Here is a 25,000-nt window from a genome sequence, read left to right as displayed (position 1 = left end):
GCGGTACGACGGACATGGCCGCTGACTCCTTCGCGCCGCAGAGGTGAGGACCCACCGTCCCAGGTTCCGGGACGGTCCGGCATGGGTGCTGACACCCAACTTCCGTCGTGCGTGTGCCCGGTGGGCGGCCGGGGCGCCCGCTCGGCGGGGCACGGCTCCGGTCCGGTCCGAGCCGTACGACCGCCCCGGTGCGGGGGCCGGGAACGCGTACGACCCGTGGGCCTTGGTCCCGTCCGCTCGAGTTCGGACGGGAGCCGGCCGGATCAGCCGGCGGCCCACGGGTCGGGTGACTGCGTGGTTTTCGGCAGAGGACCTGCCGAGGTGCACAGAGTGCGACGGCAGGCCGTTAGCCCGCAGTCACCTCACGAATCCGAAAAGAAACCATGTTCTCGGATCACCTCCTTTCAGCGTGTGCCCACAGCTTAGGAAAGGCCCGGGGCGACGCTCAACCCATTTATTCGCGGGATTTTCCGGCCGCCGCCCCCCAGTCCCTCCGGCCGCCGTCCTCCGGTCTCTCCGGAGGCCGTCAGCGCAGTTCGGCGGCGACCAGGGCGCCCGCCTCGGCCACCAGCGGGTCCACCACCGGAGCGTCCCTCCCGGACCGGGTGGTGAGCACCGCGATCAGGACGGGGCCGCCGTCCGGCGGCCAGGTGACGCCGACGTCGTTGTTGGTGCCGTACCAGCCGCCGCCGGTCTTGTCGGCGAGGGCCCAGTCGGCGGGCAGCCCCTTGCGGAGCCGTTCGCCGCTCGTGGTGTTGCCGAGCATCCAGGCGGTGAGCCGTTCCCGGTCGGGGCGGGGGAGGGCGTCGCCGAGCAGCAGACGACCGTAGGTGCGGGCGATGGCACGGGGTGTGGTGGTGTCGGTGAGGCGGCCGGGCTCCGCCGAGTTCAGCTCGGGCTCCCAGCGGTCGAGGCGGGTCGTGGGATCCCCGATCGACCGTACGAAGCGGGTGACGGTGGTCGGCCCGTCCAGCTCGCTCAGGAGCAGGTTGGCGGCGGTGTTGTCGCTGAAGCGGAGCGTGGCGTCGCACAGCTCGGCGACCGTCATGCCCTGGGCGAGGTTCTCGGCGAGCCCGGTCTTCGGGGACCAGCCCGCCCGCCGCACATCGGCCTCGGTGTAGTGGATCCGCCGGGCCAGGAACGTGCCGTCGTGGTCGAGGTCGCGCAGTACGGCGGCGACGGCGAGCGTCTTGAAGACGGAGCACATCGGGAAGCGTTCGCCCGCGCGGTAGGCGAGGGTACGGCCGTCGCGCACGTCGTGGGCGTAGACCCCGAGGCGCGCGGAGTGCCGCAGCTCCAGCTCCCGCAGCCGGGCCGTGATGTCTTCGCTCCCGGGGCCCGAGGCGTACGCGCTGCCGCCCCCGAGGGGCAGGGCGAGGGTCAGGGCCGCACCGGCGCCGAGGGCGAGCGCGGTACGACGGGACGGGTCGAATCCTGTGCCGGTCACAGTGGTTCCTTCCGCAGTGATCACTGCACGGAACCACGCCAGGAGGACCCCTGCCGGTTTCGGCACCTCACCCTTACGAAGGGTTTCGGCCATGGATCGAGCCATGCCGAGTCAGGCCATGCCGAGCCATGCCGGGCCATGCCATGCCATGCCATGCCATGCCATGCAGGGCCACCTCGTCCCCGCCCCCTCCGCACGGCTTCAGTGCCCGCCGAAGCCCCAGGACTCGATGTCGCGGTACCGGATGGGCCCCGGGCCGCGTCCGAAGTCGCTGCCGACCAGATGCAGCCGCTCGGTCCGCCAGGGGCGGCCCTCGAACCCGGTGAGCCCGGCGGCGATCTCCGCCGCGCCGGTCGGGTCGTCCCGCCGGGCGCGCGCCAGCGTCAGATGGGGGCGCAGCGGCCGTTCCTCGAAGGGGACACCGCACTCCCCGATCACCGTACGGACGTCCCGGGCGAGCCGGTGCAGTCCGTCCAGGTCGCCGTCGATCCCGCTCCACACCACCCGCTCGTCGAAGTGTCCGCCGCCCCGCAGCGCCAGGACGACGGGCGGGCGCGCGGCGGCCAGCTCCGCGAGGGGGCGCCGCAGCGCCGGGACCGTACCGGCCGGGAGCTCGCCGAGGAACGCCAGGGTGACGTGCCAGTCCTCGATCCGGTTCCACCGCATACGGGGGTGGGTCCCGTACGCGGGTCCGAGGGCGCGGGCCAGCTCGTCCTTCGCCGCGTCGGGCGGGGCGAGGGCGACGAACACGCGGACGGTCGCGGTCCTGTCCCGCTCCCGCCCGTCCGTCTCCGTCCGTCGCCCGTCCGGTCCTGTCATCGTCGTTCCCCGCTCGCCCCGCGTCCGGTCTTCCGGCTTCCGTGCTCCGGCCGGACCCGTGGTCCTCTCCGGGCCCGCCGTCACCCGCAGGGCCCGGAGGCCGTTCGAGAGCGAGGGTACGCGGCCCGGGGCGGGCCGGGGGTCCTGGTGCCATCCGGCGGGTTCGATGCCGGGGGCGGGCGGTGCCCGCCCCCGGAAGGCGACCGTCCACCCGAGCCCGCCCGGCCCAGGAGACAGCGGGGGCCACCCCCACTCGAAGGGCGGGCCCGGCCCCCCGGCCTCAGCCCGTCGCACCCGCCGCCGTCAGCCATGTCTCCGCGAGTACGCGGTGGCCGAGCGGGCTCGGGTGGACGCCGTCCGGGGCGAGGGCCGCCGCTCCGTGTTCCCGGGCGGCGCGCCGCAGCGCCAGATCCGTGCGCACCGGCGTCGCCCCGTGCGCGTCCGCCGCCCGCAGGACGGCCTCCGCCCGGGGGCCGAGGTCCTCGAACCAGGCCTCCTGGCCGGGGTCGGCCGGGAGCAGGAAGGGGACCATGACGAACAGCCGGGCGCCGCACTTCTCCCCGGCGTCGGCGAGGAGCCGGCCGAGGGTCGCCTCGAAGTCCGGGACCGGGCTGGGCAGCCCCTGGTCGTAGCGGCGCCAGGTGTCGTTGATGCCGATCAGGACGGTGACGGCGGTGGGGCCGTGCGCGAGGACGTCGTCGGTCCACCGCGCCTCCAGGTCCCGGACGCGATGACCGTTGATCCCCTTGTTGAGGACCGTCACCGAAGGGGGCAGGGAATCGGCGACCAGCCGTACGTAGCCGTCGCCGAGGGACGCGGGGTCCTCGCGGTCGCGTCCGCAGTCGGTGACGGAGTCCCCGACGAACAGCAGCCGGTCCTCCCGGGTGAACCGCATGGGAGTGCTCCTCTCAGGCCTGTCGGAACGAGTGCCGCATGGTGCCGAGGCCGTCGATGCCGCACTCGACGACGTCTCCGTGCCGCAGATAGGGCCGGGGCTCGGGGCGGCCGAGGGCGACACCCGCAGGGGTCCCGGTGTTGATGACGTCACCCGGGTGGAGCACCATGAAACGGCTCAGATAACGGATGACCTCCGCGACCGGGAAGACCATGTCGGCGGTGGTGCCGTGCTGGCGCTCCACCCCGTTCACGGAGAGCCGCAGCGCGAGCTTCTGCGGGTCGGGGACCTCGTCGGGGGTCACGAGCCACGGGCCGAGCGGGTTGAACGTCTCGCAGCTCTTGCCCTTGTCCCACTGGCCGCCGCGCTCCAGCTGGAAGGCGCGTTCGGAGACGTCGTGGGAGACGGCGTACCCGGCGACGCAGGCGAGCGCGTCCGCGTCGTCGTCGAGGTACCGGGCGGTCCTGCCGATGACCACCGCCAGCTCGACCTCGTAGTCGGTCTTGACGCTGTCACGGGGGACCAGCACCTCGTCGTACGGCCCGGAGACCGTCCACGGGTCCTTCATGAAGACGACCGGCTCCCCGGGGATCGCGGCGCCCGTCTCCTCGGCGTGGTCGCGGTAGTTGAGGCCGATGCACACCACCTTCCCCGGGCGGGCCACCGGCGCCCCGATCCGTACGCCGTCCGCCGGGAGCCCCAGCGGGGGCAGGGTCCCCCCGGCCACGGCACGGGCGAGACGGTCGAGCCCGCCGTCGGCGAGGGAGCGGTGGTCGATGTCGTCGAGGACGCCCGACGCGTCGAGGAGTTCGCCCGAGGCGTCCAGGACGGCGGGGCGCTCGGCGCCCGCCCCGCCGACTCTCAGCACACGCATGTCAGCCACCCTTTACATCATTCATCGGATGTATCAACGCGGGTATGCAACCAATCGACGCCTCTTTTGTCCAGAGGGAGGGGCGAGTTGGGCATGTTTGACCCATCGCTCAGAGATGTCATCCGATGTATCGTGTGCCGCGCCGCAACCGCACGCCCCCGGGAGGCCCCGCCGATGGCAGATACGACAAGGATGCTCAACGCGCTGCTGGTCATGGAGGAGGGACGCAGGGCGGATGTCTACCCGGCGCCCGTCCTGGACGGCATCGCCCGCCTGGTGAACCTGCGGACCCCCGCGCTCACCCGGGACGAACTCCACCGCGACCCCCGCGTCCTGGCGGACGTGGACGTGCTGCTCACCGGATGGGGAGCCCCGGTCCTCGGCGCGGAACTCCTCGCGCACGCGCCGGAGCTGAAGGCGGTGATGGTGGCGGCCGGTTCGGTGCGCCATCTGGTCAGCCCGGAGTTCTGGGCGAGGGACGTCCCGATCGTCTCCGCCGCCGCCGCGAACGCCGTGCCCGTCGCGGAGTTCAGCCTCGCCCAGATCCTGCTCGGCCTCAAACAGGCCCACCGGCTGGGCCGCCAGGTCACCGCCTACCGCCGCTTCCCGCACGACCCCCCGGTCGCCGGGGCGTACGGCTCGCGGGTCGGCCTGCTGGGCCTCGGCGAGATCGGACGGCTCGTCGCGGAGCACCTGCGCGGCTTCGGGGTCGAGGTGCTCGCCCACGACCCCGTCATCGATCCGGCCGACGCCCGCGCGCTCGGCGTCCGCCCGGTGGGGATCGAGGAACTGTTCGCGGTGTCCGACGTGGTGAGCGTCCACGCCCCGCTGCTGCCCGAGACCGAGGGGCTGGTCGGCGAACGGCTGATGTCCCTGCTCCCCGAGGGCGCCACCCTCGTCAACACGGCCCGCGGCGCCGTCCTGAACGAGCCCGAGGTGATCGGGGTCCTCTGGGAGCGGCCGGACCTCACCGCCGTCCTCGACGTCACCTGGCCCGAACCTCCCGAGCCCGACTCGGCGCTGTACGCCCTGCCGAACGTGCTGCTCACCCCGCACCTCGCCGGAGCCATGGGCCGGGAGCGCGCCCGGCTGGGCGAACTCGTCCGCGACGAACTGCGGCGCCTGGTCCGCGGCGAGCCCCTGCGGCACGCGGTGGAACCGTCCCGGGCGGCGACCCGGGCGTAGGGACCCGGGGCGCCCCGCGCCTCTCCGACGCACGTCGTGGCTGGATTTCCGGTACCCGGGAATCCAGCCACACGTCATTCATCGGACCTTTGATCGACCCCTGCAGGTCTGGACCCCGAGGTCATCCCGCCGTCGAGAGTGGGTACTTCACCCTCCGCGTCCGCTCCCTGACTGCTCAAGCGGGTGGAGGACCCTTCTCGGGGCCGTATGCGGGTGCGCGGATTCACGCTCTCAACTCTTTTCAGTCATCGGACTATTGACCCCCGTTCGGCCGCGCGTTAGCGTCCCCGGCAAGCGCTTACAGGCCAGCTGCCGAGGGCGGCGAACAGGAGTGGTGATGCAGAGAACGCGATGGATCGGTGCGGGTTTTCTCGCCTCGGCGTTGGCCCTCACGAGCTGTACGACCGGCCCCGCCGGCACGGACGCCAAGCAGGACTCCAAGGCCGAGCTCGAACTGTGGACCCGGACCACACCGGGCGGACCGGGCGAGAAGGCCACGCTGCGGCTCGTCGCCGGATTCGAGAAGGCCACCGGCCACAAGGTCAAGGTCACGGCGATCTTCGACGACTTCGAGACGAAGCTCCAGCAGCGGGCCGCCCAGCGGAACCTGCCCGACATCGTCATGAACGACGTCACCCAGCTCGGCGCCATGCACAGCCAGGGACTCCTCCGGGAGATCGACCTGAGCAAGATCAAGAGCAGCCAGGACCTCGTCGAGCAGGGGCTGAACTCCGGCAAGAGCGTCGACGGCAAGCAGTACGGCATCCCGTACTCCGCCCAGGCGGGCGCCCTCCTCATCCGCAAGGACTGGCGCGAGAAGCTCAAGCTCGGCACCCCGGAGAACTGGGACGACCTCGCCGCCCTGGCCGAGGCGTTCACCGACCGGGACCCCGACGGCAACGGCAAGGCCGACACCTACGGCCTCGCCGCCCCGCTCTCCACCAAGCGCGGCTACGCCTCCTGGTACTTCTCCAACTTCCTCTGGGCCGCGGGCGGCGACTTCGTCACCGAGACCGGCAAGGGCACCTACAAGCCCGCGATGACCGGCAAGGAGTCCACCGAGGCCGTCCGCTGGTTCCGCTCCCTCGGCTGCGACAGCAAGGTCATCCAGCCGGGCGCCGTCACCATGGACACCCCGCCCACCAACGAGACCTTCGAAGCGGGCAGGACCGGCATGTTCGTCGTCGGCCCCTACCTGATGCCCCGCTTCGACAAGTCCCTCGGCAAGGACAAGTACGAGGTCGTCCCCATGCCCAAGGGACCCAAGGACGCCACCGTGCTCGCCGAGGGCGGCTCCGTCTATCTGATGGCGGGCTCCGAGAACCGCACGGGCCAGGACGCCTTCGCCGGATACGCCATCTCCCCCGAGGGCCAGAAGCTCGGCATGGAGGGCACGGACGGCTCCACCGTCCAGCTCCCCGTCAACAAGACCGTCGACGTCACCGAGGTCCGCCCCGACCCGCGCTGGAAGACGTACGCCGACGTCTACCGCACCTCCGGCCGCTACGCCCCCTCCCTCCCCAACTGGACCCCGGTCCGCCAGGCCACCGCCGACACCGTCAACGCGCTCATGGCCGACTGCTCCCTGGACGCCGGGGAGAAGCTGCGCGAACTCGACAAGAAGCTCGCCGACATCCTCCAGGAGCAGGGAATCGCCGGATGACCGGCGTCGGCCGGACGGGACCGGCCACCCGCGCGGCGGCCGGTCCCACCCTCCGCACGGCGGGACCGCCGGAGAAGGAGCCCGCCGCGGCACCGGCCGCCGGACCGGCCGTCCCCCGCCGCGTACGCGACCGGCGCGGCGGCCGCTGGTGGACCCCGTGGCTCTTCCTCGCCCCGGCCCTGATCCTCTTCCTCTACTTCAAGTTCATCCCCATGGCCAGCGCGCTGACGATGTCCTTCCAGGACGTCCAGCCCTACCTGGGCAGCCGCTGGGTCGGCGGCGAGAACTACGCCACCGTGCTGACCTCCGACGGCTTCCGCGAGGCCGCCTGGCACACCGTCGTCCTCGCCGTCGGCCAGACCCTCGGCTCGCTGCTGCTCGGCCTCGGCCTCGCCCTCCTCATGGAGGGCCAGGGACGCAGACTCGGCTTCGTCCGCTCGGCCGCCTTCCTCCCGGTCGTCGTGCCCATGGCGGTCGTCGCCGAACTGTGGCGGATCATGTACCACCCCACCTCCGACGGCATGATCAACTCCCTGCTCGGCCTCGTGGGATTCGGCCCCTCGGGCTTCATCAACGACCCCGACAGCTCGATGGCCTCCCTCATCGTCACCGGCATCTGGCGCGGCGCCCCCTACGACATGATGATCTTCCTCGCCGGTCTCGCCGGAGTGGACCGGGGCCTGTACGAGGCCGCCAAGGTCGACGGCGCGTCGAGGTTCCAGCGCATCCGCCACGTCACCGTCCCCGGACTGCGGGCCGTCCTGACGATCCTCTGCATCCTCGCGGCCATCCGCGGCCTGCGCGTCTTCACCGAGGTCTTCCTGCTCACCAACGGCGGCCCCGACGGCTCGACCGAGGTCGTCATGACCCTGATCTACAAGCTGGGACTCGAACAGAACCGGCTCGGCGTCGGCGCCGCCGGAGCGGTCCTGCTCTTCCTGGCGACGCTCGTCCTCACGATCGGCGTCCACCTGTTCCGACGGAGGGATGAAGAATGACCGCGCCGACCGAGACCGCGCTGGGTCTCACCGAGAGCCGGAGCACTGGCGGCCGCGTCCTCAGGGCCGTCACGTACCTCCTCGTCCTGCTGGTGTTCGCGGGCCCCCTCCTGGCCCTCCTGGTCAGCGCCTTCAACCACGTCAAGGATCCGACACAGCTCAGCGTCGTCCCCTCCGACCCCACCCTCGACAACTTCACCGTCGCCTTCGACCAGGGCGTCCTGAAGTACCTGCTCAACTCGTTCTTCGTCGTCGGGTTCGGCCTGCTCCTCCAGGTCGCCGTCTCCGTCCTCGCCGGATACGCCCTCGCCAGGAAACGCTTCCGGGGCATGAGCCTCGCGTTCGTCGCGATCCTGGCGACCCTGATGCTCCCCGAAGAGATCCTGGCCATCCCGCTCTCCGTGATCCTCGCCGACCTGCCGGTCGTCCACATCAACCTCATCGGCTCCCTCGCGGGCATGATCGTCCCCCTCGGCGCCTGGGCGTTCTCCATCCTCGTCATGACCGAGTTCATGAAGGAGGTCCCCCGGGAACTGGAGGAGGCCGCCCGCATCGACGGCGCCGGAGACCTGCGGATCTTCGCCCAGATCATCCTCCCCATGTGCAAGCCCGCACTCGGCGTCATCGGCGTCTTCGGCTTCACCATGATCTGGGACCAGTACCTGCTGCCGCTGCTCGTGGCCACCGACTCCGGCTCCTACACCCTGCCGCTCGCCCTGCGCACCCTGCGCGTCGACCCCCTCGTCACCCCCGGCGTCGTGATGGCCGCCTCCCTGCTCGCCCTGCTGCCGTCCGTCATCGTCTTCCTCTTCTTCCAGCGCTCCTTCGTCCACGGCCTGTCCAGCGGCGCCCTCAAGGGCTGACCCCCGGCACCCGGCCCGCACCCCGAAAGGACCACCTCCCGTGATCCCGTCCGGACTGATGTCCTTCCCCCTCACGCCGTTCACCCCGGCCGACGAGGTGGACACCGCCGTGTTCACCGACCACATCGAGGACCAGCTCGCCCACGGACCCGCCGCGCTCTTCGTCGCCTGCGGCACGGGAGAGTACGCCTCGCTCAGCACGACCGAGTACGCCCGGGTCGTCCGGCACGCCGTCCAGGTCGTCGCCGGACGCGTCCCCGTCCTCGCCGGAGCGGGCGGCGGCCTCGGCCACGCACGGGCCGCCGCCACCGCCGCCGCCGAAGCGGGCGCCGACGGCCTCCTCCTGCTCCCCCCGTACCTCGTCGGCGGCACCGAGGACGGCTACCTCGGCTACGTCGAGTCCGTCGCCCGCACCGGCCGGCTGCCCCTCGTCGTCTACCGCAGGGGCCTGGCCTCCTTCGGCGTCTCCACCGCCCTGCGCCTCCTCTCCGTCCCCCACGTCGAAGGCATCAAGGACGGCAGGGGCGACCTGGACGTCCTGGCCCGCATGGTCACCGCCGTACGCACCGCCGACCACCCCCGCGCCGGGACCTTCGCCTTCCTCAACGGACTGCCCACCGCCGAGATCAGCGCCACCGCCTGCCGCGCCATCGGCGTCCACGACTACTCCTCCGCCGTCCTCTGCTTCGCCCCCGACCTCGCCCGCGCCTTCCACACCGCCCTGACCGACGGCGACACCGCCACCACCGACCGCCTCCTCGCCGAGTTCTACCTGCCGCTCACCGAACTCCGCGACCGCGTCCCCGGCTACGCCGTCTCCCTCGTCAAGGCGGGCGCCCGGCTCCGCTCCCTCGACGTCGGCCATGTCCGCGCCCCCCTCGTGGACGCCGCCCCCGAGCACGTCGAACTCCTCCGCGACCTGCTCGACCGAGGGCGACGCGCCCTCGCCGGGACCCCGGCCGCGCCCGTGGCGGTGGCCCGATGAAGGTCACCTCCGTCGTCATCACCCCCGTCGCCTTCGCCGACCCGCCGCTCCTCAACGCCGTCGGCGTCCACGAGCCGTACGCCCTGCGGGCCGTCGTCGAGGTCAGGACCGACACCGGCGCCTACGGACTCGGCGAGAGCTACGGTGATGCCGCCCACCTGGAACTGCTGCGGCACGTCGCCGACGAACTCACCGGCCTCGACCCCTTCGACCTCAACGACCTGTCCCGCCGGGCCGAGGGCGCCGTCGGCGGCCGGACCGCGGCCGACGCCCACGGACTGATCGGCGCGGGCGGCGCCGCCAAGACCGTCGCGAGCGTCACCTCGCCGTTCGAGGTCGCCTGCCACGACCTCCAGGGCAAACACCTCGGCAGGCCCGTCTCCGACCTCCTCGGCGGAGCCACCCGCGACCGCGTCGACTTCTGCGGCTACCTCTTCGCCAAATGGGCCGCCCACCCCGGTCACGCCCCGGACGCGTGGGGCCCCGCCCTCGACGCCGCCGGACTCGTCGCCCAGGCCCGCCTCATGGCCGACCGCTTCGGCTTCCGCTCCTTCAAACTGAAGGGCGGTGTCCTCCCCCCGGACGAGGAGGTCGCCGCCGTCCGGGCACTGCGCGAGGCCTTCCCCGGCCACCCCCTGCGCCTCGACCCCAACGCGAGCTGGGACCCGGCGACCGCCACCCGGGTCGCCGAAGAACTCGCGGGCGTACTGGAGTACCTGGAGGACCCCGTCGCGGGCATCCCCGCCATGGCCGACGTCGCCCGCGCCGCCCCCATGCCCCTCGCCACCAACATGTGCGTCGTCACCTGGGAGGACCTGACCCGGGCCGTCCCCGCCGGAGCCGTCGGCGTCCTCCTCGGCGACCACCACTTCTGGGGCGGACTGCGCGCCTCCCAGCACCTCGCCACCTGCTGCCGCCACTTCGGCATCGGCATGTCCATGCACTCCAACTCGCACCTGGGGATCAGCCTGGCCGCGATGGTGCACCTCGCCGCCGCCACCCCCGCCATCGGCCACGACCTCGACACCCACTGGCCGTGGAAGCGCCCCGAGGACGACGTCGTCACCGTCCCCTGGCGCTTCGAGAACGGCGCGCTCACCGTCCCGCGCACCCCCGGCCTCGGCGTGGAACTCGACCGCGAGGCCCTGGCCCGGCTGCACGAGCAGTACCTCGCCTGCGGCCTGACCCACCGCGACGACACCGGCTACCTGGCCCGCGCCGCCCCCACCGTACGGCTCCGCGAGGACGTCCACGAGCCCGCCCGGCCGTCGCGCCCCGCCCGCCTCCGACCGCACAGGAACGATGCCCCGTGACCACCACCAGCGCCGGTCCCGCAGCTGCCGGGGACCCCGCCCCCGACACCGCCTGGTTCACCCACGACCGCTTCGGCATGTTCGTCCACTGGGGCCTGTACTCCCTCGCCGCCCGCCACGAGTGGGTCAAGAACCGGGAGCGGCTGACGGACGAGCAGTACCAGGTGTACTTCGACCACTTCGACCCCGACCGCTACGACCCGCGCCGCTGGGCCAGGTCCGCCAGGGCCGCCGGAATGCGCTACGTCGTCCTCACCACCAAGCACCACGACGGCTTCTGCCTCTGGGACAGCGCCCTCACCGACTACAAGGTGACGAACACGCCGTACGGCCGCGACCTGATCGGACCGTTCGTCGAGGCGTGCCGGGCCGAGGGCCTCAAGGTCGGCTTCTACCACTCCCTCATCGACTGGCACCACCCCTCCTTCCCCGTCGACGGCACCCACCCGCAGCGGGACGACGAGGAGTTCAAGGCCGCCGAAGCCGACCGCGACATCCGCGACTACCAGCGCCATCTGCACGGGCAGGTCCGCGAACTCCTCACGGAGTACGGCCGGATCGACTACCTCTTCTTCGACTTCTCCTACGAGGGCCGCGAATGGTGGGGCGGCAAGGGCCCCGACGACTGGGACGCCCCCCGGCTCCTGGACACGGTCCGCGCCCTCCAGCCGCACATCCTCGTCAACGACCGCGCCGGACTCCCCGGGGACTTCGCCACCCCCGAGCAGTACCAGCCCTCCGCCCCGATGACCACGCCCGACGGCGCCCCCGTCCTGTGGGAGGCCTGCCAGACGCTCAACGGCAGCTGGGGCTACGACCGCGACAACCTCGACCACAAGAGCCCCGACCTCCTCATCCGGATGCTCGTCGACGGAGTCTCCAAGGGCGGCAACCTCCTCCTGAACGTCGGACCCACCGGCCGGGGCGACCTCGACCCCCGCGACACCGCCACGCTCGACGAGATCGGCCGCTGGATGGACCTCCACGAACGGTCCGTGCGCGGCTGCGGACCCGCCGGGTTCACCGCGCCCGCCGACTGCCGGTACACCCGGCGCGGCGACCGCCTCTACGTCCACCTCCTGGCCTGGCCCCTGCGCCATCTGCACCTGCCAGGACTCCAGGGACGGGTGCGCTACGCCCAACTCCTGCACGACGCCTCCGAGATCATCAGGCTGCCGCCCGCCCCGGAGCGCCGGGCCATGAACACCCAGATGGGCGGGCAGCCGCACGGCACCCTGACCCTCCAGCTCCCCGTACGGCGCCCCGACACCCCCGTACCCGTCATCGAGCTGTTCCTGACGGACCCCGCGTGACCGCGCGGCGGGACCGCACGGGCCCCGCCGCACCCGACCTCCCCAGCACCACCCCGACCGAGAGCACGGAGGCACCATGCAACGACGCACGTTCCTCACCGGCACCGCGGTGGGAGCGGCCGCCGCCGCCCTGCCGCTGACCGGCACGGCGTACGCGCACCCCGGCCACGCCCGGCGCGGGCGCCGCACCACCGTCGACGTCCACACCCTGGACGAACTCCGGGCGGCGCTGGAAACGGCCGGTCCCGGCACCCACATCGTCCTCGCCGACGGCGACTACACCGTCCCCGCCGACAAGCCCCTCACCGTCCGGGGCCGCCACGGCACCCGCACCGCCCCCGTCACCGTCTCCGCCGCGTCCCGCGGCGGTGCCGTCCTGCGCGGCGAACGGAGCTTCGTCTTCGACGACTCCAGCGACATCACCGTCAGCGGCTTCTCCTTCCGCCAGAGCACCACCCTGGACATCCCCCCGAACTGCCACCACATCCGGCTGACCCGCAACGACTTCCAGCTCGCCGACATCGAGGGCCTGCACTGGCTCATGGTCCGCGCCGACGACACCGTCATCGACCGCAACCACTTCCACGGCAAGAGCACCCTCGGCATCTACCTCGGCATCGAGGGCGCCGGAAGCGACGCGATGGCCCAGCGCGTCCACGTCCACCGCAACCACTTCTCCGACCACACCTTCCCCGGCTCCAACGGCGGCGAACCGATCCGCCTCGGCGTCAGCCCCCGCGCCCTGTCCAGCGCCCACGCCCTCGTCGAGCACAACCTGTTCGAGCGGACGAACGGCGACCCCGAGGCGATCTCGGTGAAGAGCTCCGACAACGTCATCCGGCACAACACCATCCGCGACAGCCTCGGCGGGATCGTGCTGCGCCACGGCAACGGCACCCGCGTCGACAGCAACTACCTGATCGGCGGGGAGGAGGGGATACGGATCTACGGCGACGACCACGTCGTCGTCAACAACTACCTCGCCGGACTCTCCGGCCGGGCCGTGGTCGTCGGCAGCGGCACGGCCCGCGACCACGTCCCCGGCGAGTCGGCCGCGGACCGCCGGGGCAACGACGCCCCCGACCGCGTCCTCATCGCCCACAACACGCTCCTCGACAACGCGGGCGGACTCTCCGGCGAGAGCCACCGCCCGCACGAGCCCCGGGACGTCACCGTCGCCGACAACCTCCTTGTCGGCCAGACCGGGAACCTCGTCGAGATGGCGAACACGGTCCGTTTCGTCTGGCAGGGCAACATCCTGTTCGGCGCCGCGGCCGACGGGAACATCCCCGCCGGCGGCTTCCTGCGGGCCGACCCCCGGCTCGTCGCCGGCTCCGACGGGGTGCACCGCCTCTCCCGTACGAGCCGGGCGATCGGCGCGGCCACACTGCGGCCCGCGCCCGTCACCCACGACATCGACGGCGACCCGCGCGGCAGCTGCCGGGACGTCGGCGCCGACGAGTACACGACCGCGCCCCCGAGGCACCGGCCGCTGACCCCGGCGGACGTCGGCCCGCACGCCCCGTGACCCCGGCCCGCTGACCGGCGGGCGACCGGGGACGCACCCCCGACCGCCCACCGCCCACCGCCGTCGGCCGCTCCGCTCGGGCCGTCGGCCGCCCGTGAGCCCGCTCTCCCCGTGCCTCCGTCCGCTCCGGAGCGCACGGGGAGAGCGCCCGCACCGGACTCAGTTCCCCCGGGGCCCTGTCGACCCGGATTCCCGGAGTACGGGAGTACGGGAGTACGGGCATCCGCCCTCCCCGCCCCCCCGCACCCTCCCCACCGGAAGGCCCGTACGTGTCCGAGGACCCGCCGCACCACCGTCCCCACGGGCCGGGCACCCTCCACGGTCCGCCCCGGCCCGGCATCTGCTCCGTCACCTTCCGGCGGCTGCCCGTCGAGGAACTCGCCCGCCGGGCCGCGCGGGCGGGCCTCACGGCGGTCGAATGGGGCGCGGACGTCCACGCCCCGCCGGACGACCCCGCCGCCCTGGCCGCGGCCCGTGCCGCCGCCGACCGGCACGGGCTCGTCCGCTGCTCGTACGGCTCCTACTTCCACGGCCTCCCGGACGAACTGCCCGGATTCCCCGGCGTCGCCCGCGCGGCCGTCACGCTCGGCGCCCCGCGCGTCCGGGTCTGGGCCGGGACGACCGGATCGGCCGCCACCACCGAGGAGGAACGCGCCCGCACCACCGAAGGGCTGCGGAGGGCCGCGCTCGTCGCCCGCGACCACGGACTCGAACTCGCCCTGGAGTTCCACGGGAGGACCCTGACGGACTCCGTCCCCTCCACGGTCCGCCTCCTCGAAGAACTGGAGCGACCCTCCCGCACCGGGGGCGCGGCGGCCGACAACGTCACCGCCTACTGGCAGCCGCCGCAGGACGCCCCGGACGACGAGGCGCTCACCGGTCTCGCCGCCCTCGCCGACCGGGTCAGCGCCGTGCACGTCTTCTCCTGGTGGCCGGGCAACCGGCGGCTGCCCCTGACCGCCAGGGACGGGCTCTGGGGAAGGGCCTTCGCCCTCCTCGCGGCCCACCCCCGGCCGAGGGACGCGCTCCTGGAGTTCGTACCCGACGACGACCCCGCCGTCCTGGACCGGGAGGCGGCGGCGCTCCGCCGCGCGGCGTCCCCGGACCCCGCGCCCACGGCCCCCGGCCCCGGCGCACCGGACCGGCCCCGCGTCACCCTGGAGTAGGGTGTCCGCCAACACACACATCCGATGTATTTTGCCGCGCACAGGAGGATGCCTTGGCAGTGACCGACGAGGCGATCGGGAAGATCAAGGAGATGATCGTCTCCGGTGCGCTGCGGCCGGGGGACCGGCTGCCCAAGGAGGCGGACCTCGCCGCGGAACTGGGGCTCTCCCGCAACTCCCTGCGGGAGGCGGTGAAGGCACTGTCCCTGCTGAACATCCTGGACGTGCGGCAGGGCGACGGCACCTACGTCTCCAGCCTGGAGCCGCCGCTGCTGCTCGAAGCGGTCTCGTTCGTCCTGGACTTCCACCAGGACGACCAGGCGCTCCAGGCGCTGAAGGTGCGGGGCATCCTGGAACCTGCGGCGACGGCGCTGGCGGCGGACCGCATCCCCGAGGACGAGATCAGACAGCTGTCCGAGCTGCTCGACGGGCTCGGCGAGAGCCCCAGCCTGGAGGAACTCGTCGCCAGCGACCTGGAGTTCCACCGGCGCATCGCCGCCGCCTCGGGCAACCCCCTGCTGTGCTCGCTCCTGGACAGCATCTCCGGGGCGACCGTACGGGCCCGGCTGTGGCGGGGCATCACCGAGGAGACGGCCGTGGCCAGGACGGTCGCGGAGCACCGGGCGATCCTGGACGCGCTCGCCGCGCGCGACGCGCGTACGGCCGAGGCGTGGGCGACGATCCACATCTCCAACGTGGTGAGGTGGCTCGACAGCGTGCTGTGAGACGCGGCGGCGGGCCCGAGGGGTCCGTCGCCGCGGCCGTCTCCCGCGCCGTACGGGTGGCGTCCGGCGGCCCCCTGCGGCTTCGAGCGGCTTCGAGCGGTGATGTACGGGCGTCCGCCCCGAGCGGCGGACGCCCCTTCGGCGTGCCCGGATCCGGCGCCCGCTGTCACCGGCCTCCGATCCCAAGAAACATCCGATGTCTACTTGCCCCGCCTCTCGCGAGCGCCGTATCGTTCTCGCTCAACAGGCCAATCACCCGATCTGTGCTGATGGTTGGGGCCGCTCCGTATCGCCCGGCCGGACGAGCCGCGCACGGAGCCAGGCAGCCCAGGTGTGAAAGGAACCCCGTTGTCCACTGACATCACACGGGTCATCGCGATGGACACCTACGACATCCGTTTCCCGACCTCCCGCGAACTCGACGGGTCCGACGCGATGAACCCGGACCCCGACTACTCCGCGGCCTACCTCGTCCTGCGCACGGACGAGCCCGGCGGCCTCGCGGGCCACGGTTTCACCTTCACCATCGGACGGGGCAACGACGTCCAGGTCGCGGCCATCGAGGCCCTGCGCCCGCACGTCATCGGCCGCTCCGTCGAAGAACTCTGCGCCGACCCGGGCCTGGTCAGCCGCGCGCTGACCGGTGACAGCCAGCTGCGCTGGCTCGGCCCCGAGAAGGGCGTCATGCACATGGCCGTGGGCGCCGTCGTCAACGCCGTGTGGGACCTGGCGGCCAAGCGGCGGCGCAAGCCGCTGTGGAAGCTGCTCGCCGACGCCGAACCCGAGTGGCTCGTCTCCCAGGTGGACTTCCGGTACATCGCCGACGCGCTCACCCCGGAGGAGGCCCTCGGCCTGCTGCGACACGGCAGGGAGGGACGGGCCGAGCGCGAGAGGACCCTGCTCGCCCGGGGCTACCCCGCCTACACCACCTCGCCCGGCTGGCTCGGCTACTCCGACGAGAAGCTGACCCGGCTGGCCCAGGAGGCCGTCGCCGCCGGATTCACCCAGATCAAACTGAAGGTGGGCGCCGACCTCGCCGACGACGTCCGCCGCTGCCGTGCCGCCCGCGCGGCCGTCGGCCCGGACGTACGCCTCGCCGTCGACGCCAACCAGCGCTGGAACGTGCCCGAGGCGATCGAATGGACCCGCGCCCTCGCCGAGTTCGACCCGTACTGGATCGAGGAGCCGACCAGTCCCGACGACATCCTGGGCCACGCCCGGGTACGCGCCGCCGTCGCCCCGGTGAAGGTGGCGACGGGCGAGCACGCCCAGAACCGCATCGTGTTCAAGCAGCTCCTCCAGGCCGGCGCCGTGGACATCGTCCAGCTGGACGCGGCCCGGGTCGGCGGGGTCAACGAGAACCTCGCCATCCTGCTCCTCGCGGCCAAGTTCGGCGTCCCGGTCTGCCCGCACGCGGGCGGCGTCGGGCTCTGCGAACTCGTCCAGCACCTCGCCATGTTCGACTACCTGGCGCTCAGCGGCACCACCGAGGACCGGGTCATCGAGTTCGTCGACCACCTCCACGAGCACTTCGCGCACCCCGCCGTCATCCGCGACGGCCACTACACCGCCCCCCTGGCACCCGGGTTCTCCGCCGACATGCGCCCGGACTCGCTGGCCACCTTCGCCTACCCCGACGGTCCCTTCTGGGCCGCCGACCTCGCGGAACAGGCCGCCATCAGGACCGGGGCCGGAGCCCCGGCCGGGAACACCCTGGAGGTGACGGCATGACGACCCCCACCCCGTTCGCCGGACTGCGTGCCGTCGTCACCGGCGGCGCCTCGGGCATCGGCCTCGCCGTCGCCCGGCTGCTCCACGCGCAGGGCGCCGCCGTCGCCGTCCTCGACCTGAACCCGGACGCCGTACCCGGCGCGTTCACCGCCCTGCGCGCGGACGTCTCCGACGACGCCTCCGTCCGTACGGCCGTCGGCGCGGCGGCCACCGCGCTCGGCGGGATCGACGTCCTCGTCAACAACGCGGGCATCGGCGCCGCCGGGACCGTCGAGGACAACCCCGACGAACAGTGGCACGCCGTACTGGACGTCAACGTCCTCGGCGTCGTCCGTACGACCCGGGCCGCACTGCCCCATCTGCGGCGCTCCGCGCACCCGGCCGTCGTCAACGTCTGCTCCATCGCCGCCACCGCCGGACTGCCCCAGCGGGCGCTGTACTCGGCCAGCAAGGGCGCGGTGCTCTCCCTGACGCTGGCCATGGCCGCCGACCACGTCCGCGAGGGCGTCCGGGTGAACTGCGTCAACCCCGGCACGGTCGACACCCCGTGGGTCGCCCGCCTCCTCGACGCGGCCGACGACCCGGCCGCCGAACGCGCCGCGCTCAGTGCCCGCCAGCCCACCGGACGGCTCGTGAGCGCCGAGGAGGTCGCGGCGGCCGTCGCCTACCTCGCCTCCCCGGCCGCCGCGTCCGTCACGGGCACCTCCCTCGCCGTGGACGGCGGCATGGCGGGCCTCCGGCTGCGGCAGGCGACCACATGAGCCCCACCGACCCCATGGACGACGGAGCCCGCCCCGCCACCCCGGCCGCCCGTGACACCGGGCCCGGCACCTCCGAGGACCGTCCGGCCGACACCACCCGCCCCGCCCGTGACACCGGGCCCGGCAAGGCCCCCGCCCTCCTCGCCGCCCGCGTCCCCCTCGGGAGGTCCACCGCCTGGACGACCCGGGTGGCGTTCGGCGCCGCCGGGCTCGGGAACCTCTACCGGCCCGTCACCGACGAGGACGCGGCCCTCGCCCTCGCCACCGCCTGGGACCGTGGCCTCCGCTCCTTCGACACCGCGCCCCACTACGGCCTCGGACTCTCCGAACGGCGTCTGGGCGCCTTCCTCCGGGACCGCCGCAGAGACGCGTACACCGTCTCCACCAAGGTCGGCCGCCTCCTCGTGCCCGCCCCCGGCGGCACCGGCGACGACCTCGCCAACGGCTTCGCCGTACCCGCCACGCACCGCAGGGCCTGGGACTTCACCGCGGACGGCGTCCGGCGCTCCCTCGAACAGAGCCTGGAACGGCTCGGCCTCGACCGCGTCGACACCGTCTACCTCCACGACCCCGACCACCACGCCGACCAGGCCCTGCGCGAGGCCTACCCGGCCCTCGAACGACTGCGGTCCGAGGGCGTCGTGCGGGCCATCGGCATCGGCATGAACCAGACGGCGGTGCCCGCCCGCTTCGTCACCGACACCGACATCGACGTCGTCCTGCTCGCCGGGCGCTACACCCTGCTCGACCAGAGCGGTCTGGACGTCCTCCTGCCCGCCGCCCGCCGCCGGGGCGTGTCCGTCGTCGCGGGCGGGGTGTTCAACTCGGGCCTCCTCGCGGACCCGCGTCCGGGCGCCCCGTACGACTACGCCACCGCCCCGGCGGACACCCTCGCGCGCGCCCTCCGCCTGCGGGAGGTCTGCGCCCGCCACGGCGTGCCGCTCAGGGCCGCCGCCGCCCGCTTCCCGCTCGGCCACCCGGCCGTGGCGGGCGTCCTCCTGGGACTCCGCAGCGCCGAGGAGGTCACCGACGCCGCCGACCTGCTGGACACCCCCGTGCCCGACGCGCTCTGGGACGAACTGCGGACCGCCCGCCACCTGTCCGCCGACGTCCCCGTACCGGGACCGGGGGTGAGCCGCCCATGAGGATCGCGCTCTTCGTCACCTGCCTCAACGACACCCTGTTCCCCGGCACCGGCAAGGCGGTCGTGACCCTCCTCGAACGGCTCGGCCACGCCGTCGAGTTCCCCCTTGAGCAGAGCTGCTGCGCCCAGATGCACTTCAACACCGGATACCGCCCGGAGTCCCTGCCCCTGGTGGAGCGGTTCGCCCGCGCCTTCGCCGGTCACGACGCGATCGTGACGCCCTCCGCCTCCTGCGCGGCCATGGTCCGGCACCAGTACCCGGTGCTCGCCGCCCAGCTCGGCGACGACGCCCTCAGGGAAGCGGTGGCGGCCGTCGTGCCCGCCGTCCACGAACTGACCGAGTTCCTCGTCGACGTGCTCGGCGTGACCGACGTCGGCGCCGTCTTCCCGCACCGCGTGACCTACCACCCCACCTGCCACTCCCTGCGCGGACTGCGCCTGGCGGACCGGCCGCTGCGCCTGCTGCGCGCCGTCCGGGGCATCGAGCTCGCCGACCTGCCCGGGGCGGACTCCTGCTGCGGCTTCGGCGGCACCTTCGCCGTCAAGAACGCCGACACCTCCACCACCATGCTCGCCGACAAGATGACCCGGGTCCTGGGCACCGGCGCCGAAGTGCTGTGCGCGGCCGACAACTCCTGTCTGATGCACCTCGGTGGTGGCCTCGACCGGCTGAACAGCGGAGTCCGCGTGATGCACCTGGCGGAGATCCTCGCGGCCACCGGAGGAGAGCGGTGAAGCGGCGCGACAGCGGAAACCTGACCGGCGGAGACCGGACCGGCGGAAGCCGGGCGGGCGGCGGTACGGAGCACGACGGCCGCGTCTGGCTCGGCACCCCCGCCTTCCCCGAGGCGGCCCGCACCGCCCTCGCGGACACCCGGCTGCGCCACAACCTCCGGCACGCCACCACCACCATCCGCGCCAAACGCCTCGACGCCACCGGCGAGGTGCCGCACTGGGAGGAACTGCGCGAGGCGGGCGCCGCGATCAAACGGCACACCGCACGCCACCTCGCCCACTACCTCGAACGACTGGAACGGAGCGTCACCGGGGCGGGCGGCACCGTCCACTGGGCCGCCGACGCGGCCGAGGCCAACGCGATCGTCGAACACCTGGTCCGCGCCACCGGCAGCCGCGAGGTCGTCAAGGTCAAGTCGATGGCCACCCAGGAGACCGGACTCAACGAGTCCCTGGCCGCCGCCGGGATCACCGCGTACGAGACCGACCTCGCGGAACTCATCGTGCAGCTCGGCGAGGACCGGCCCTCGCACATCCTCGTACCCGCCATCCACCGCAACCGGGCCGAGATCCGCGACCTCTTCGCCGCCCGCATGGGGGAGTGGGGCCGGGCCGCCCCGGACGACCTGTCCGACGACCCCCGGGCGCTCGCCGAGGCCGCGCGGCTCCATCTGCGGGAGAAGTTCCTCACCGCCGAGGTCGCGGTCTCGGGAGCCAACTTCGCCGCCGCCGACACCGGCACGGTCGCCGTCGTCGAGTCCGAGGGCAACGGCCGCATGTGCCTGACCCTGCCCCGGACCCTGATCACCGTCATGGGTATCGAGAAGGTCGTCCCGCGCTTCCAGGACCTGGAGGTGTTCCTGCAACTGCTGCCCCGCAGCTCCACCGGCGAGCGCATGAACCCCTACACCTCCCTCTGGACGGGCGTCACCCCCGGCGACGGCCCCCAGGACTTCCACCTCGTCCTCCTGGACAACGGCCGCACCGACGTCCTCAAGGACACCGTCGGCCGCCAGACCCTCGCCTGCATCCGCTGCTCCGCCTGCCTCAACGTCTGCCCCGTGTACGAACGCACCGGCGGCCACGCCTACGGCTCCGTCTACCCCGGCCCGATCGGCGCGGTGCTCACCCCGCAGCTCGTGGGCGTCGAACGGGCCGCGTCACTGCCGTTCGCCTCCACCCTCTGCGGCGCCTGCTACGACGCCTGCCCGGTGAAGATCGACATCCCGGAGGTCCTGGTGCACCTGCGGGCGAAGGCCGTCGAAGCCCGCCGTGACAGCCGTACGGCCCCGACGCCGGAGGCCCTGGTCATGAAGGCGGCCTCGGCCGTCCTCGACTCGCCCGCGCTCCTGGGCCTCGCCCAGCGCGCCGCCTCGGCCGGCGGGCGTCTCTGGGGCCGGGGCGGACCCCTCAGACACCTGCCGGGCCCGCTCGGCGGCTGGTCGGCCGCCCGGGACACCGCGCCACCGCCCCGGGAGTCCTTCCGGACCTGGTGGCGAGAGAACCGAGAGAACGAGCGGAACCAAGAGGAACGGGAGGAACGATGAACGAGGACCCCGCGCCCGGCTCGTCCCCCGCGCCCGGCTCGTCCGGCGCCCCCCACGCGTCCGGCGCCCGCCGCGCCTCCGACTCCCGCCCCGCCCCCGGCCATCGCGCGAACGGCTCGCGCGCCACCGTGCTCGCCCGCGTCCGGGCCGCCCTCGGGGACGTCCCCGAGGGCGAGTCGCCCGACGACGTCCCCGCCCTCCCCGGCCCCCGCCGCCCCACCGCGCCCGACGACGCCGTCGCGCTCTTCGCCGAACGCGTCGCCGACTACCGCGCCACCGTGGTGCGCTGCGCCCCCGACGAGGTCGCGGGCGCCGTGGCCGCCCTCCTCGCTCGCCGGGGAGCCCGGCGGGTCGTCGTCCCCGACGGCTTCCCGCCCGCCTATCTGACCGGCGTCGACGCGGACCTGGTCCGCGACGCCCCGCCCCTCACCGTCCGGGAGCTCGACCTCGTCGACAGCGCCCTGACGACGGCCGCGCTCGCCGTCGCGGAGACCGGGACCCTGGTGCTCGACGCCGGACCGGGCCAGGGCCGCCGGGCGCTGACCCTGATCCCCGACCACCACCTGTGCGTGGTCCGCGCCGAGCAGGTCGTCCCCGACGTGCCGGAGGCCCTGGCGGGGCTCGACCCCCGCAGACCCCTGACCTTCGTCTCGGGGCCCTCGGCGACCAGCGACATCGAACTGGACCGCGTCGAGGGCGTGCACGGGCCCCGCACCCTCGACGTCGTCCTGGTCGCCCCGGAAGGGCCCGTGCCCAAGCCCTCGGACCCGCCCGCACCCGACACCCCTGGAGTCCCCCGATGAGAATCGCCCTGCACACCCGGGTCCGCGCGGACCGGGTCGCCGCCTACGAGGAGGCGCACCGCGAGGTTCCCGCCGAACTCACCGGAGCGATCCGGGCGGTGGGCTGCACGTCCTGGACGATCTGGCGCAGCGGCACGGAGCTCTTCCATCTGATCGACTGCGAGGACTACGCCGTTCTCCTGGCCGAACTGGAGAAGCTGCCGGTCAACGTGGTCTGGCAGGCGCGGATGGCCGAACTCCTCGACGTCGTGCACGACTACTCCGACGAGGGCGCCGCTGCCGGGCTCCCGGTGGTGTGGGAACTGTGACCTCCCCGCCGCTGGTCGACGCCCACCACCACCTCTGGGACCTCGCCGTACGCGACCAGGAGTGGATCACCGGCCCCGCGCTCGCTCCGCTGCGCCGCACCTTCACCGAGCGCGACCTGAGGGCCGAGGCCGAGGCGGCGGGCGTGACGGCCACCGTGCTGGTGCAGACGGTGACCGTGGCCGAGGAGACCCCCGAGATGCTGAGGGTGGCCCGCGACAGCGACCTGGTCGCGGGGGTGGTGGGCTGGACCGATCTGACGGCGCCCGGTGTCGCGGACGTGCTGGCCGCGCTGCGGGAGGGGCCCGGTGGCCGTCGGCTGGTGGGCGTCCGTCACCAGGTCCAGTCGGAGCCGGACCCGGAGTGGCTGCTGCGTCCGGACGTCCTGCGCGGACTGCGGGCGGTGGCCGGTGCCGGTCTCGCGTACGACCTGGTGATCCTGCCGCACCAGCTGCCCGCCGCGGCCGGGGCGGCGGCGGAGCTGCCGGAGCTGACGTTCGTCCTCGACCACGGGGCCAAGCCGCCGGTCGCGGGCGGGGAGACCGCCCCCTGGGCGGCCGGGCTGCGGGAGTTCGCGGCCCGCCCGAACACCGTGTGCAAACTGTCGGGCCTGGTCACCGAGGCCGACTGGCACACCTGGTCGCTCCGGGACCTGCGGCCGTACGCCGACGTCCTCCTCGACGCCTTCGGTCCGGCGCGGCTGATGTTCGGCTCGGACTGGCCGGTGTGCACCCTGGCGGCCTCGTACGGCCGGACGCTGGCGGTGGCGGAACGGCTCACGGACGCGCTGAGCCGTACGGAGCGGGCGGCGGTGTTCGGCGGCACGGCGACGCGGGCGTACCGGCTGGACACGCTCACGGACTGAGCGCCGGTCCCGGTACGGGGACGGCCACGAGGACCGGCGACCGCACCGGTCCCGTCGGCGCGTCCCGCCGTCCCCGTCGCGCGGACGCGTGTCCGGAAGGCCGTACGCGCGTCGCGTGGAACGTTCCGGGGCCGTCCCCGCCCGGCCCGGTCAGGGCGCGACCGTCGCCGCCGGGGGTGTCCAGCGCCCGGTGCGGGACGGCCCGGTGGGGACCCCGTACTCCTCCCTGAGGTGCTGGGGCACGGCGTAGTGCATGATCCGGCCCCGGGTCAGCGAGGACAGCTCGAAGAGCGTGGTGAAGTGGCCGAGCCGGTCCAGGGCCCAGGCGCCCAGCGGGGACTTGTCCTCGATGGTCTCCAGGACTCCGAGGAGGTGCGGCACCGCCTTGACGAGGGAGTCCCAGGGGGTGCTGCGGACCTCAAGCCAGTCCGCGCAGGTGTCCCCGACGAGATAGCGGATCAGGGCGGGGACCACGGGGTCGAAGAGGGTCCCCGGCACGACCTCCTCGTACAGGTCGACGAGCTGCCGGGTGAGATGGACGCCCTCGGGGGACGGCCCCATGTGCCGGACCATGTAGAGGTCGAGGAACTCGCGGGCCTCGTCGAGGGTCTCGGGCACCGCCTCCTGGTCGACGCCGAGCATGGCGCCGACCACCCGCCAGGCGTAGTAGTAGGCCGCCGCCCCCTCCTCGGACATGTGGATGCCGAGCCGGTGCAGACTGTCCAGGACGAGCATCGAGAAGAACATCTGCCCGCCGATCATGTCCTCCTGGCAGATCGGCACCCCGAGACGGACCGTGTCCCAGCGGTCCGCCCTGACCAGGTGGTGGCGGATGGAGGCGTGCAGCAGCCGGACCTTCTGCGCGGCGGGGATGAACCGGCTGCCCTCCTCGAAGGCGCCGGGCTGCATCAGCTGCACGGTGAACTGGCCGGTCGCCGCCATCCGGTTGGACGGGTAGTTCAGGCCGTGCGACGCGGACAGGAGCTTCGCCACGTGCGGGACGAGGTAGCAGGCGGGCATCGAGGCGAACGAGAGCGCCGTGGAGATGTGCACGTTGTTGTCGATGAAGAACAGGCGCGCCTTCTCCATCTCGTCCCAGTCCGCCCAGGACGGCGGGGCGGCGGTGACCCGCAGGTACTCCCGGGCGACGTCGGGCAGTCCCTCCGGCAGCGGGGCGCCCGCCGTGGAGACGAAACGCATCAGGGTGTTGAACGTGCCCGTCTCGCCGCGCTCGAAGAGCGTGGCGACGGTGGCGTCGGCGAGCGCGTCGCCGCTCTCGCGCAGGGCGTTCATCGACGCCTCGGTGCGGGACATGGCAGGACTCCTCAAGGGGG

23 protein-coding genes are annotated in these 25,000 nt (G+C 73.3%); 18 read left to right on the top strand and 5 right to left on the bottom strand.

What is annotated here, in order from left to right; all coding sequences use genetic code 11:
* Nucleotides 1–526: 526 nt before the first annotated feature.
* The 4 genes from bla to ACIO92_RS18150 form a co-directional block, all read right to left on the bottom strand.
* Entirely contained in the window at nt 527–1,447 is a 921-nt protein-coding gene (bla, locus tag ACIO92_RS18165; RefSeq protein ID WP_402057368.1) for a class A beta-lactamase, read from the bottom strand.
* A gap of 201 nt (nt 1,448–1,648) precedes the next feature.
* Nucleotides 1,649–2,266, bottom strand: a complete 618-nt coding sequence (gene thpR / locus ACIO92_RS18160; protein ID WP_401237216.1) for an RNA 2',3'-cyclic phosphodiesterase — start codon at nt 2,264–2,266, stop codon at nt 1,649–1,651.
* 280 nt (nt 2,267–2,546) lie between these two features.
* The gene (locus ACIO92_RS18155) at nt 2,547–3,161 is read right to left on the bottom strand and encodes an SGNH/GDSL hydrolase family protein (protein ID WP_402282108.1); all 615 of its coding nucleotides are present in this window, start codon (nt 3,159–3,161) and stop codon (nt 2,547–2,549) included.
* Between the two features lie 13 nt (nt 3,162–3,174).
* Nucleotides 3,175–4,035 (bottom strand): fumarylacetoacetate hydrolase family protein, encoded by an 861-nt coding sequence (locus ACIO92_RS18150; RefSeq protein WP_366441777.1) that lies wholly within the window; start codon nt 4,033–4,035, stop codon nt 3,175–3,177.
* A gap of 174 nt (nt 4,036–4,209) precedes the next feature.
* Here ACIO92_RS18150 and ACIO92_RS18145 point away from each other — a divergent pair, with 174 nt between their 5' ends.
* From ACIO92_RS18145 to ACIO92_RS18060, 18 genes are all read left to right on the top strand, one after another.
* The gene (locus ACIO92_RS18145) at nt 4,210–5,220 is read left to right on the top strand and encodes a hydroxyacid dehydrogenase (RefSeq protein WP_402282110.1); all 1,011 of its coding nucleotides are present in this window, start codon (nt 4,210–4,212) and stop codon (nt 5,218–5,220) included.
* Nucleotides 5,221–5,557: 337 nt separating this feature from the next.
* Nucleotides 5,558–6,883: a sugar ABC transporter substrate-binding protein gene (locus ACIO92_RS18140; protein WP_366441775.1), complete on the top strand. Its 1,326-nt coding sequence runs from the start codon at nt 5,558–5,560 to the stop codon at nt 6,881–6,883.
* Entirely contained in the window at nt 6,880–7,881 is a 1,002-nt protein-coding gene (locus tag ACIO92_RS18135; protein WP_402282112.1) for a carbohydrate ABC transporter permease, read from the top strand. The genes ACIO92_RS18140 and ACIO92_RS18135 overlap by 4 nt, the downstream gene beginning before the upstream one ends.
* Nucleotides 7,878–8,744 (top strand): carbohydrate ABC transporter permease, encoded by an 867-nt coding sequence (locus ACIO92_RS18130; RefSeq protein ID WP_366441773.1) that lies wholly within the window; start codon nt 7,878–7,880, stop codon nt 8,742–8,744. Before ACIO92_RS18135 ends, ACIO92_RS18130 begins: the two co-directional genes overlap by 4 nt.
* Before the next feature lie 40 nt (nt 8,745–8,784).
* Nucleotides 8,785–9,729, top strand: a complete 945-nt coding sequence (locus tag ACIO92_RS18125; RefSeq protein ID WP_366441772.1) for a 5-dehydro-4-deoxyglucarate dehydratase — start codon at nt 8,785–8,787, stop codon at nt 9,727–9,729.
* The gene (locus tag ACIO92_RS18120) at nt 9,726–11,042 is read left to right on the top strand and encodes an enolase C-terminal domain-like protein (RefSeq protein WP_366441771.1); all 1,317 of its coding nucleotides are present in this window, start codon (nt 9,726–9,728) and stop codon (nt 11,040–11,042) included. Before ACIO92_RS18125 ends, ACIO92_RS18120 begins: the two co-directional genes overlap by 4 nt.
* Nucleotides 11,039–12,355 carry an alpha-L-fucosidase gene (locus ACIO92_RS18115; RefSeq protein WP_366441770.1) on the top strand — a complete coding sequence of 439 codons (1,317 nt, stop codon included), beginning with the start codon at nt 11,039–11,041 and terminating at the stop codon, nt 12,353–12,355. Before ACIO92_RS18120 ends, ACIO92_RS18115 begins: the two co-directional genes overlap by 4 nt.
* Nucleotides 12,356–12,431: 76 nt before the next feature.
* Nucleotides 12,432–13,883 (top strand): polysaccharide lyase 6 family protein, encoded by a 1,452-nt coding sequence (locus tag ACIO92_RS18110; RefSeq protein WP_402282116.1) that lies wholly within the window; start codon nt 12,432–12,434, stop codon nt 13,881–13,883.
* Between the two features lie 269 nt (nt 13,884–14,152).
* Nucleotides 14,153–15,049, top strand: a complete 897-nt coding sequence (locus ACIO92_RS18105) for a TIM barrel protein (protein ID WP_366441768.1) — start codon at nt 14,153–14,155, stop codon at nt 15,047–15,049.
* Between the two features lie 53 nt (nt 15,050–15,102).
* Nucleotides 15,103–15,774: a FadR/GntR family transcriptional regulator gene (locus ACIO92_RS18100; protein ID WP_366441767.1), complete on the top strand. Its 672-nt coding sequence runs from the start codon at nt 15,103–15,105 to the stop codon at nt 15,772–15,774.
* A 378-nt stretch (nt 15,775–16,152) separates the two neighbouring features.
* A complete protein-coding gene (locus ACIO92_RS18095) occupies nt 16,153–17,505 on the top strand; it encodes an enolase C-terminal domain-like protein (protein WP_366441892.1) in 1,353 nt (450 codons plus the stop codon).
* Entirely contained in the window at nt 17,502–18,266 is a 765-nt protein-coding gene (locus ACIO92_RS18090; RefSeq protein WP_366441766.1) for an SDR family oxidoreductase, read from the top strand. The genes ACIO92_RS18095 and ACIO92_RS18090 overlap by 4 nt, the downstream gene beginning before the upstream one ends.
* Nucleotides 18,263–19,411, top strand: coding sequence for an aldo/keto reductase (locus tag ACIO92_RS18085; RefSeq protein WP_366441765.1), 1,149 nt, complete (start codon nt 18,263–18,265; stop codon nt 19,409–19,411). Before ACIO92_RS18090 ends, ACIO92_RS18085 begins: the two co-directional genes overlap by 4 nt.
* Nucleotides 19,408–20,145: a (Fe-S)-binding protein gene (locus ACIO92_RS18080; protein WP_402282119.1), complete on the top strand. Its 738-nt coding sequence runs from the start codon at nt 19,408–19,410 to the stop codon at nt 20,143–20,145. Before ACIO92_RS18085 ends, ACIO92_RS18080 begins: the two co-directional genes overlap by 4 nt.
* A gap of 20 nt (nt 20,146–20,165) precedes the next feature.
* The gene (locus ACIO92_RS18075; RefSeq protein WP_402282196.1) at nt 20,166–21,692 is read left to right on the top strand and encodes a lactate utilization protein B; all 1,527 of its coding nucleotides are present in this window, start codon (nt 20,166–20,168) and stop codon (nt 21,690–21,692) included.
* Nucleotides 21,689–22,495 (top strand): lactate utilization protein C, encoded by an 807-nt coding sequence (locus ACIO92_RS18070; protein ID WP_402282121.1) that lies wholly within the window; start codon nt 21,689–21,691, stop codon nt 22,493–22,495. The genes ACIO92_RS18075 and ACIO92_RS18070 overlap by 4 nt, the downstream gene beginning before the upstream one ends.
* Entirely contained in the window at nt 22,492–22,803 is a 312-nt protein-coding gene (locus ACIO92_RS18065) for an L-rhamnose mutarotase (protein WP_402282123.1), read from the top strand. The genes ACIO92_RS18070 and ACIO92_RS18065 overlap by 4 nt, the downstream gene beginning before the upstream one ends.
* Entirely contained in the window at nt 22,800–23,666 is an 867-nt protein-coding gene (locus tag ACIO92_RS18060) for an amidohydrolase family protein (protein WP_401237224.1), read from the top strand. The genes ACIO92_RS18065 and ACIO92_RS18060 overlap by 4 nt, the downstream gene beginning before the upstream one ends.
* A 150-nt stretch (nt 23,667–23,816) precedes the next feature.
* On the opposite strand, the gene ACIO92_RS18055 is transcribed toward ACIO92_RS18060, so the two are convergent.
* Nucleotides 23,817–24,980: an oxygenase MpaB family protein gene (locus ACIO92_RS18055; protein WP_402282125.1), complete on the bottom strand. Its 1,164-nt coding sequence runs from the start codon at nt 24,978–24,980 to the stop codon at nt 23,817–23,819.
* Between the last annotated feature and the right edge of the window lie 20 nt (nt 24,981–25,000).

Origin of the sequence: Streptomyces sp. NPDC087215, assembly GCF_044744885.1 — a bacterium.
Lineage (GTDB): Bacteria > Actinomycetota > Actinomycetes > Streptomycetales > Streptomycetaceae > Streptomyces.
The sequence above is the reverse complement of the archived record's forward strand: the minus strand, read 5'-3'. Positions and strand labels throughout refer to the sequence as shown.

Coding starts and splice junctions, on each gene's coding strand:
- ACIO92_RS18110 (WP_402282116.1), top strand. CDS start 12,432: ATGCAACGACGCACGTTCCTCACCGGCACCGCGGTGGGAGCGGCCGCC.
- ACIO92_RS18120 (WP_366441771.1), top strand. CDS start 9,726: ATGAAGGTCACCTCCGTCGTCATCACCCCCGTCGCCTTCGCCGACCCG.
- ACIO92_RS18130 (WP_366441773.1), top strand. CDS start 7,878: ATGACCGCGCCGACCGAGACCGCGCTGGGTCTCACCGAGAGCCGGAGC.
- ACIO92_RS18070 (WP_402282121.1), top strand. CDS start 21,689: ATGAACGAGGACCCCGCGCCCGGCTCGTCCCCCGCGCCCGGCTCGTCC.
- ACIO92_RS18155 (WP_402282108.1), bottom strand. CDS start 3,161: ATGCGGTTCACCCGGGAGGACCGGCTGCTGTTCGTCGGGGACTCCGTC.
- ACIO92_RS18085 (WP_366441765.1), top strand. CDS start 18,263: ATGAGCCCCACCGACCCCATGGACGACGGAGCCCGCCCCGCCACCCCG.
- ACIO92_RS18065 (WP_402282123.1), top strand. CDS start 22,492: ATGAGAATCGCCCTGCACACCCGGGTCCGCGCGGACCGGGTCGCCGCC.
- ACIO92_RS18080 (WP_402282119.1), top strand. CDS start 19,408: ATGAGGATCGCGCTCTTCGTCACCTGCCTCAACGACACCCTGTTCCCC.
- ACIO92_RS18090 (WP_366441766.1), top strand. CDS start 17,502: ATGACGACCCCCACCCCGTTCGCCGGACTGCGTGCCGTCGTCACCGGC.
- ACIO92_RS18095 (WP_366441892.1), top strand. CDS start 16,153: ATGGACACCTACGACATCCGTTTCCCGACCTCCCGCGAACTCGACGGG.
- ACIO92_RS18145 (WP_402282110.1), top strand. CDS start 4,210: ATGGCAGATACGACAAGGATGCTCAACGCGCTGCTGGTCATGGAGGAG.
- thpR (WP_401237216.1), bottom strand. CDS start 2,266: ATGACAGGACCGGACGGGCGACGGACGGAGACGGACGGGCGGGAGCGG.
- ACIO92_RS18055 (WP_402282125.1), bottom strand. CDS start 24,980: ATGTCCCGCACCGAGGCGTCGATGAACGCCCTGCGCGAGAGCGGCGAC.
- ACIO92_RS18150 (WP_366441777.1), bottom strand. CDS start 4,035: ATGCGTGTGCTGAGAGTCGGCGGGGCGGGCGCCGAGCGCCCCGCCGTC.
- ACIO92_RS18140 (WP_366441775.1), top strand. CDS start 5,558: ATGCAGAGAACGCGATGGATCGGTGCGGGTTTTCTCGCCTCGGCGTTG.
- ACIO92_RS18135 (WP_402282112.1), top strand. CDS start 6,880: ATGACCGGCGTCGGCCGGACGGGACCGGCCACCCGCGCGGCGGCCGGT.